Here is a 7,900-nt window from a genome sequence, read left to right on the forward strand (position 1 = left end):
TGCCCCCCCCCCTGGTCGCCTTTCCCCCCCGCGGGGTCGGGGTGGGGCCCCCCACAGACACCCACCCCCCCCCCGGCCGTCATCACCACCGCCTTCACACGCCGTGGTGCCCGACGGCAGTCCTGATCATGCACCACACAGTGAGAGCGGTGGTCACGGACAGCGATACCCCCTGATCCATTACGTGTGATTTGCTCACGACGAGTACCTTTCTCACCAACCGCGGCGCCGCATCCGCACCGTCGCGCCCACCAGCCTGGTGGTGACCACGATCGACGAGGTGCGGCACCGCGCCGAGCTGTGACCGGACACCGACCCGCACGCGCGGAAACGGTCCCCCGTCACACCGCGTCGAGACGGCACAGGAAGCGGCGGATCACCGGGACGGCCTGCTCGAAATGCGTCTCGAGCAGCCAATGGCCGCCGTCCGTGAGCACCAGCTCCGCCTCCGGGATGTCGCGCAGGTAGGCGCGTGCGGATTCCTCGGGCATGTAGCCGTCCTTCGGCCCCCAGACGATGAGCGTCCGCGGCTGGTGTTCGCGCAAATAGGCCTGATAACGCGGAAACCATTCAAGGTTGTCCTTCAAGCCCTCCATCAGCTTCCGCATGATGTCCCGCCGCTGCGGCGTGTTCATCAACGGCCAGTGGAGCTTCCACAGTTCCGGTGGTATCCGCGCGGCCTGGTCAGCAGGAACCTCGCCGACGAACTCGTCGCGGAAACCCTCTTCGCACACCGCTTCTTCGAGCGCCGCGCGGTTGCTGTCCGACGGATCGCGCCAGTACTCCCGGAGTTGCTCGTACTTGGGTCCGAGCGTGTCCTCGTAGATGTCGCCGTTCTGGATGATGAGGGCGGTCACGCGGTCAGGACGCCGGATGGCCAGCCGCAGGCCGATCTGCGAACCGTAGTCGTGCAGGTACAGGGCATACCGGTCAAGGCCCAGCTCATCGCAGAAGGCTTCGAGGAAGCCCGCGTAAGCGTCGAAGTCGAAGCCGAAGGAATCAGCCGGTGGCGTGTCGCTCAGGCCGAAGCCGGGGTAGTCCGGGGCCACCAGGCGCCACCGGTCCGCCAGTGCCGGCATGAGCCGCCGGTACTGGTACGACGAACACGGATAGCCGTGCGGGAGCAACAGCACAGGCGCGTCACTCGGGCCTGCTTCGCGGTAGAAGACCTGCATTCCCCCGACGTCGACGAAGCGGTGAGCTGTCGCGTTCGCGTCGGCGGTCAGCGGAGAAGCGCCTTGCGCTGGCGTGGAACTGCGCTGGGTCATGCAGCCATGCTGCCCAACGAACCGGACGACCGCAGCTCAAGCGGTCACCGTGAGCCCGGCGGTGACGCCCGCGGGCCGTGCTCGTGGACCGTTCGGCTGGTCACAGGCGCGGCCGGCCGTGAAAAGGCGGTGAACGCACGACATAATGTCGTGCAGGCACCCGCCTCGAGGGGAGGCACGATGGCAGAGGTCGGAGTTCCGCTGATCCGGCTGCGGGCGCTCAACGCGGTCACGGACTCGCCTCTCAAACAGCTCGACCTCGACAAGCTCATGGAGGTCCTGCTGGAGCGCACCCGTGAGCTGCTCGCCGTCGACACCGTCACCGTCCTGCTGGTGGACCGCAGCGGTACGCAGCTGGTCGCCAGGGCCACGTCCGGCTTCGAGGAGGAAGTGTTCCAGGGGGTGCGCGTGCCGGTCGGCAAGGGTTTCGCCGGCGCCGTGGCGCAGCGCCGGGAACCTGTTCAGCTCCAGCGCGTCGACGAGTCGACGGTGGTCAACCCGCTGCTGTGGGAGCACGGGCTGCGGGCGCTGCTGGGCGTGCCGATGATCGCCGAGGGCGAGCTGACCGGGGTCGTGCACGTCGGCAGCACCACGCCCCGCCGGTTCACCGGCGAGGAGGTCGAGGCGCTGCAGCTGGTGGCCGACCGGCTCGCCGTCGGGGTCTACGTGGACCGGACCCGCTCCGAACGCGCCGCGGCCGCGATGCTGCAGGAGAGCCTGCTGCCGTCGAGGCTGCCGAGCACCGAGGGCTGGGAGCTGGCGGCCCGCTACGTCCCCGGCACGGACAGCGGTGTCAGCGGCGACTGGTACGACGTGTTCGAGCTGCCCGGCGCGCGCATCGGCGTGGTGATCGGCGACGTCGCCGGCAACGGGCTGCGGGCCGCCGTCGTGATGGGGCGGCTCAGGAGCGCGTTGCGCGCCTATGCGATGGACTACCCCGACCCCGCGGACGTGCTCGGCAAGCTCGACCGCAAAGCCAGCCACTTCGAGACCGGCACCATGGCCACCGTCGCCTACGCCGTCATCGACACGGCGACCGACCACATGCGCATCGCCGTGGCCGGCCACCTGCCTCCGCTCCTCGCGACGCCCGGTCACGAGACCTGCTTCCTGCCCGCCCACATCGGCCCGCCCATCGGGTTCGACCTCGGGAGCACAGGCCGGCGCAGCATCGACGTCGAGGTGCCGCCGGGAGCCTTGATGATCTTCTACACCGACGGTCTCGTCGAACGCCGGGGTGAGGACCTCGACGACGGCCTGGAGCGGCTGTGCCGCGTCATCTCCGCGGTCGACCCGGAAGCGGCGTGCGCACAGGCCATGGCCACGATGGTCGGCGACCAGCCGGCGACCGACGACATCGCGGTGGTGGCGGTGCGCCACGGCACCTGAGCCGGCCGGGCGTGCACCGAGGCGTGCGGTGTCGCAGCCGTCGCCGGGTGTCGCGCCCCGGTCTCCCGGCGACCTGACAGCGGTGATTTTGACGTGCCCCGATCGGGTACACCGGAGGGACGCCCGTGCACACCGCACCTCCCGGGAGAACCCATGACAGGCGCTTCCGACGGGCATCCAGAGCTGATCTTGGACGTGGACCTGCCGGGAGTCGCGACACCGCCGCTGGGCGAGCTGCGGCGCTCGTTGCGGAAGGCACTGTCGCACCTGGAAACCGACTGCGTGGAGGACGCCGAGCTGCTCGTCACGGAGCTGGTCAGCAACGCCTACGACCACGGTCGGCCGCCGATCGGCTTGCGCGTGTGCCAGCTGCCGGACTCCACACTGCACATCGACGTCGAGGACGGCGACCGGACGACCCTCCCCCGGCTTGGCTCCTCCCGGCTGGGCGAGGACCGGGGCCGCGGCTTGCTCCTGGTGACGCAGCTGTCCCGCGGGTGGGGATGCGTCGTGACCACGACGAGCAAGGTCGTGTGGGCGGAGCTGAGCTGCCGCGCGGCGCAGAACTGAGGCGTCAGCTCGGTTCCGGCTCAGACCTGCCGAAGTCGTCGGCGTGCCGGACGGGGATGAGGGTGTCGGTTGCCGTCATGCGCAGCAGGCGGCTGAGGCGGTCCGGAACGGCGGCCAGCGCCAGGCTGCCGCCACTGGCGTTCGCCTGTGCCCACAGCGCGATGACGACGCTCAGGCCCGACGAGTCGCAGAAGTCGACTTCCGACATGTCGAGCAGCAGGTGCGGAGTTCCCTCAGCGAGCAGGGACAGACCTCGCTCGCGGAGGCGGGGTGCGGTGAGCGGGTCGAGTTCGCCGCTGACGGCGATCAGGGCGTGGCCGGCACCGGCGTGCCGCACTTCGAGGCGGAAAGCTCTGGTCATGGACGGTCGGTGCTCCCGATCGGCACATGGTTCGGCTCGGACGCGGTGACCGACACGGCGGCGGTGGACGACCCGGCGGTCGCCGCGCCGGCACCGGGGGCACCGAGGGCGAGCAGAGCGACGTCGTCATCGGTGCCGTTGGGCAGTCCGGCGAGGAAGGCGACGGTGTCGGCCACGACAGCAGCCGCGGTGCAGGGGCCGGTGCGCGCCGCCAGCATCGCGGCGACACCCTCGGTGTCGAGCAACTGGTCGTCGGCGTCCCGGGCCTCGGTCAGGCCGTCGGTGTAGAGCAGCAGGGCCTGACCCGGTTCGAGGTCGACGGTGGTCGTGACGAAACGCGCACCGGACAGCGCGCCGACCAGCATCGCTCCCGGCAGCTCGACCGGCCGCACCCCCCTGTCGCCACCGCCGTCGTCACCTGCCGAGAGGTGGAACGCCGGAGGATGCCCGCCGCCTGCCAGCCGCACGGTCACGCCACCGTCGTGGGCCGGGCGGAGGGTGCCGTACAGGACGGTGCAGAACCGGATGCCCACGCTCGGGTCGTGCAGCAGGGCCGTGTTGAGGGCGCTGAGCACCGCGACGGGGTCGTCGGGGTCGTGGTGCGCGGCGGCCCGCAGGGTGTAGCGGCTCAGCGAGGTCAGCGCCGCGGCCTCGACGCCCTTGCCGCACACGTCGCCCAGGAAGAAACCCCACGTGTCGTCCGTCAGCGGGAAGACGTCGTAGAAGTCTCCGCCGAGCTGGTCGGGAGAAGCGGTGTGGTAGTGCCCGGCCAGCTCCACGCCGGGCACCGCCGGCAGTGACGGCGGCAGCAGGGTCTGCTGCAGCACCGCCAGCGTCGCGGCCAGTCGTTCCCGGTCGGCCTCGGCCTGCAGCCGGGCCTGCTCGGCCGCGGCGTAGGCCCGTTCGGCTTCCTGCCGGCGACGCAGGAGCTCCTCTTCGTAGGCCCGGCGGTCGGAGGCGTCGAACACCGTGGTGCGGATCAGCAGCGGCTCTCCCCCGTCACCGCGCTTGAGCGTCGACGAGACCAGCACCGGCAACCGCCTGCCACCGGACGCCTTCATCTCCAGGGCGATGCCCCGCAGCTCGCCCTGCATGCGCAGCAACGGCGCGAAGTGCGTCTCGTGGTACAGCTTGCCGCCGACGGTGAGCAGGTCGGCGAACCGCTTCCGGCCGACCACGTCCTCACGGGTCAGGCCCAGCCAGTCCAGCAACGTGGCGTTGATCTTCGCGATGGTGCCGTCCATCATCGTGGACAGGTAGCCGCAGGGCGCCGCGTCGTACAGGTCCTCCGCGCTGTCCTCCAGCAGAGCGGTGAACGCCGCGTCCGTGCTGCCGGTCTGACCCGGGTCCACACCGCTCCCGGTGTGGGCGGGCTCCGGCGCGTCCTCGGCGGACGCGCCGTCCGCGCGGCACATCACGGGCGGGTCCCGAGGAAGTCCAGGATCGCCTCTGCGGTGGCCTCGGGCGCGCTCAGCTGCGGGCAGTGCCCGGTGGCGTCGAGGGTGACCAGGCGCGAGGACGGGATGGCGGCGTGGACGAACGCACCGACCTCACGGGGCGCGATGACGTCCTCAGCGCACTCCAGCACCAGCGTGGGCACCGCGACACCGGCCAGGTCGGCACGGCTGTCGGTCAGGAACGTGGTGCGGGCGAACACCCTGGCGATGTCGGGGTCGGTGGCGCAGAAGCTGTTGGTGAGCTCCTGCCCGAGCTCCGGCCGCTCCGGGTTGCCCATGATCACCGGCGCCATCGCCGAGGACCAGCCCAGGTAGTTCGACTCCAGCGAGACCAGCAGCTCGTCGATGTCCTCGGCGGTGAACCCACCGCGGTAGCCGGCGTCGTCGATGTAGCAGGGCGAGGGCGCCACCATCACCAGCGACCCGATCCGCCGCGGCGCCATCCGCGCGGCCAGCACCCCGACCATGGCGCTGACCGAATGCCCCACCAGCACCGCCTGCTCGATCTCGAGCTCGTCGCAGACGTCCACGACGTCCTGGGCGTACCCCTCCAGGCTCGAATACCGCTCGGTGCTCCACGCCGACAGGTCCGAGCCGCCCGACCCCACGTAGTCGAACAACACCACCCGGTACCGCTGCGACAGCGCGGGGACGATCAGCCGCCACATGTTCTGGTCGCAGCCGAAGCCGTGCGCCAGCACCACGGTCGGGCCGCCGGTCGCGCCGGTGACCGTGACGTTGTTCCGGTGACGGATGTCCATCGCTTCTCCCTCGGACCTGTTCAAGCTGATCAGGGTAAGGCTTGGCGGCATCCGCACCTCCACCGACCGTGCCGCCGCACCTCGGCGACCGTCCGTGCGGGCCGGTGGTGGGAGCGGTTCCAGCACCGGCCGGGTCTGGCCGGTCACCCCGGCAGGTGCTCAGTCAGCGGGGTCCGAACCATGTGCGCCATGAACTGCCGGGACCGCAGTACCCCGTGATCAAAGCTCGACAGGGCGGTGGGTCAGTGCCTCGTCGGCGATCTGCTCCGCACTCATGTTCTCCTCGTGGCGTACGGCAGCACTGCACACACGAGAAGGCTGCTGGTTCGCAGCCTTCTCGTGTTGTCAGCCCGAGCATCGTTCCCGTGAGCGGGTCGACCACCGGCCACCGGCGCGAGATCAGGACGACCGCACCTCCGGTTCGCTGACCGGGCCGGCCCCGACACCGACCGGCGCCGGCCGGCCCGCGCGGCGTTCCCCGGCCCCGCTGCCCAACCGGACCTGCGAGGCAGCGCGGAACTCCCGGCGGACCCACAGCGGCCCGAGCAGGAGCAGCAGCAGTGCGGCGACCGGCATCATCGAGGAGGCCAACTGCTGGCCCGCGGTCATGTCCATCGGCTTCGCCGGGAACTCCGGCACGCCCACCCACCAGAACACCCGCAGCGTGAACACCGCCACGAGCAGCACGGCCACGGCGGACAGGCCGGCCGAGCGCCGTTGCCAGGCCCGCACCACCAGCCACACCAGCAGGGGGACCACGTACACCCAGTGGTGCTCCCAGCTCACCGGCGACACCAGCAGCCCGGTGAGCGCCGCGGCGCAGAAGCCCAGGAAGTCGGAGCCCCGGTGGTGGACGTACCTGGCCACCGCGAGTCCCAGCACACCGACCAGGGCCAGCACGACGATCCACCAGCCGGCGAACACCTCGCTGTGCGACACCCTGGCCATGGCCGCGGCCAGGGACTGGTTGGGGGTGCTGAACACGGCGCCCGCCCGCGACGACTGGAACACCAGGCCGCCCCAGTACTCCAGGGAGTCGGCCGGTGCCACCGCGAAGCCCGCCGCGACCGTGCCCGCGAACGCCAGCACCGCCGTCCGCGCCGCCTTCCACTGGCCGGTGACCAGCAGGTAGGCGATGAAGATCAGCGGCGTCACCTTCAGCCCGGCCGCCACGCCGATGCCCACGCCGCGCCACCGGCCCGCGTCGCGGCGGAAGTCCAGCAGCACCAGCAGCACCAGGAACGCGTTGATCTGGCCGAAGATCAGGTGGATGCGGGTCGGCAGCAGGCAGAACACCAGGGCGAGGCCGACGACGGTCAGCACCAGGCGCGTCCTGGGGGCGCGGACGTCGGCGACACCGAGGGTGATCCACACGATCGCGCCCAGCGCGATCAGCGTCGCGGCGTTCCACAGCAGCCCGGCGGTGCCGAACGACAGGAAGGTCAAGGGGACGAAGAACACCACGGCGGTCAGCGGCGGGTACAGGTACGGCATCGGCCCGTACAGGGGTGACATGATCACCACGTCGTACAGGGACTGGCCGTCGCGCACCGCCTGCCCGCTGGCGATGTAGACCCACAGGTCGGCCATGTAGCGCACACCCCAGTGCGCGTCACGGGTGTAGAGGACCTGGGCGGTCAACGCCAGGGCGAACGCTGTGATGGCAACCGCGGACCAGGTGAGCACCCTGGTCCTGGTGTCAGCGCGAGTGGACACGGTCGTCGACCTTCCTCGTGGGTTCGGTGGCCGGGGGCGGAGCATCTGGGCGGGGGCCGAGCATCAGGTCGTCGTGGGTGGCCAGCCGCACGCGCGCTCCCTCGATCCCGAGGCGGTCCAGGACGCCGACCGCGTCGAACTCGTCGCAGCCGTTGAGCAGGAGGCTGACCGACCCACCGGCCTCGACGACCTCGTCGGTCACGCGCAGCGCGCCCGCGGGCACGCGGGCACCCGCCGGCAGCCGCACCACGGTGGCGATGTCGAACCGGGCACGGCGGCGTGGACCGTCGCGGCGGGTCGCGCGCACCTCGTGCTCCACCGCGGCGGCCAGCAGCCCGGCGGTGCGGTCCCACCGGAAGCCGCCGGCCCAGTCGCGGC

7 protein-coding genes and 1 pseudogene are annotated in these 7,900 nt (G+C 71.1%); 2 read left to right on the forward strand and 6 right to left on the reverse strand.

What is annotated here, in order from left to right; all coding sequences use genetic code 11:
- Window positions 1-341 precede the first annotated feature (341 nt).
- Complete coding sequence (locus AB0A63_RS40275) at window positions 342-1,268, reverse strand: alpha/beta hydrolase (RefSeq protein WP_360402038.1); 927 nt, start codon at window positions 1,266-1,268, stop codon at window positions 342-344.
- A 180-nt stretch (window positions 1,269-1,448) separates the two neighbouring features.
- Here AB0A63_RS40275 and AB0A63_RS40280 point away from each other — a divergent pair, with 180 nt between their 5' ends.
- Window positions 1,449-2,657, forward strand: a complete 1,209-nt coding sequence (locus AB0A63_RS40280) for a GAF domain-containing SpoIIE family protein phosphatase (RefSeq protein WP_360402041.1) — start codon at window positions 1,449-1,451, stop codon at window positions 2,655-2,657.
- 153 nt (window positions 2,658-2,810) lie between these two features.
- Window positions 2,811-3,227: an ATP-binding protein gene (locus tag AB0A63_RS40285; protein WP_360402044.1), complete on the forward strand. Its 417-nt coding sequence runs from the start codon at window positions 2,811-2,813 to the stop codon at window positions 3,225-3,227.
- A 4-nt stretch (window positions 3,228-3,231) separates the two neighbouring features.
- Here AB0A63_RS40285 and AB0A63_RS40290 read toward each other — a convergent pair whose 3' ends face one another.
- The 5 genes and pseudogenes from AB0A63_RS40290 to AB0A63_RS40310 form a co-directional block, all read right to left on the reverse strand.
- On the reverse strand, window positions 3,232-3,588 hold the full coding sequence (locus AB0A63_RS40290) for an STAS domain-containing protein (RefSeq protein WP_360402047.1): 357 nt from the start codon (window positions 3,586-3,588) through the stop codon (window positions 3,232-3,234).
- On the reverse strand, window positions 3,585-5,003 hold the full coding sequence (locus AB0A63_RS40295) for a SpoIIE family protein phosphatase (protein WP_360402056.1): 1,419 nt from the start codon (window positions 5,001-5,003) through the stop codon (window positions 3,585-3,587). The genes AB0A63_RS40290 and AB0A63_RS40295 overlap by 4 nt, the downstream gene beginning before the upstream one ends.
- The gene (locus AB0A63_RS40300) at window positions 5,003-5,806 is read right to left on the reverse strand and encodes an alpha/beta hydrolase (protein WP_360402050.1); all 804 of its coding nucleotides are present in this window, start codon (window positions 5,804-5,806) and stop codon (window positions 5,003-5,005) included. Before AB0A63_RS40300 ends, AB0A63_RS40295 begins: the two co-directional genes overlap by 1 nt.
- A gap of 399 nt (window positions 5,807-6,205) precedes the next feature.
- Window positions 6,206-7,522: a glycosyltransferase 87 family protein gene (locus tag AB0A63_RS40305; protein ID WP_360402053.1), complete on the reverse strand. Its 1,317-nt coding sequence runs from the start codon at window positions 7,520-7,522 to the stop codon at window positions 6,206-6,208.
- A pseudogene (locus AB0A63_RS40310) lies at window positions 7,506-7,900 on the reverse strand (hypothetical protein); the annotation flags it as partial. The gene AB0A63_RS40305 and the pseudogene AB0A63_RS40310, both read right to left, overlap by 17 nt.

Source organism: Lentzea sp. NPDC042327 (genome assembly GCF_040647275.1).
Lineage (GTDB): Bacteria > Actinomycetota > Actinomycetes > Mycobacteriales > Pseudonocardiaceae > Lentzea.

Coding starts and splice junctions, on each gene's coding strand:
- AB0A63_RS40275 (WP_360402038.1), bottom strand. CDS start 1,268: ATGACCCAGCGCAGTTCCACGCCAGCGCAAGGCGCTTCTCCGCTGACC.
- AB0A63_RS40280 (WP_360402041.1), top strand. CDS start 1,449: ATGGCAGAGGTCGGAGTTCCGCTGATCCGGCTGCGGGCGCTCAACGCG.
- AB0A63_RS40285 (WP_360402044.1), top strand. CDS start 2,811: ATGACAGGCGCTTCCGACGGGCATCCAGAGCTGATCTTGGACGTGGAC.
- AB0A63_RS40290 (WP_360402047.1), bottom strand. CDS start 3,588: ATGACCAGAGCTTTCCGCCTCGAAGTGCGGCACGCCGGTGCCGGCCAC.
- AB0A63_RS40295 (WP_360402056.1), bottom strand. CDS start 5,003: ATGTGCCGCGCGGACGGCGCGTCCGCCGAGGACGCGCCGGAGCCCGCC.
- AB0A63_RS40300 (WP_360402050.1), bottom strand. CDS start 5,806: ATGGACATCCGTCACCGGAACAACGTCACGGTCACCGGCGCGACCGGC.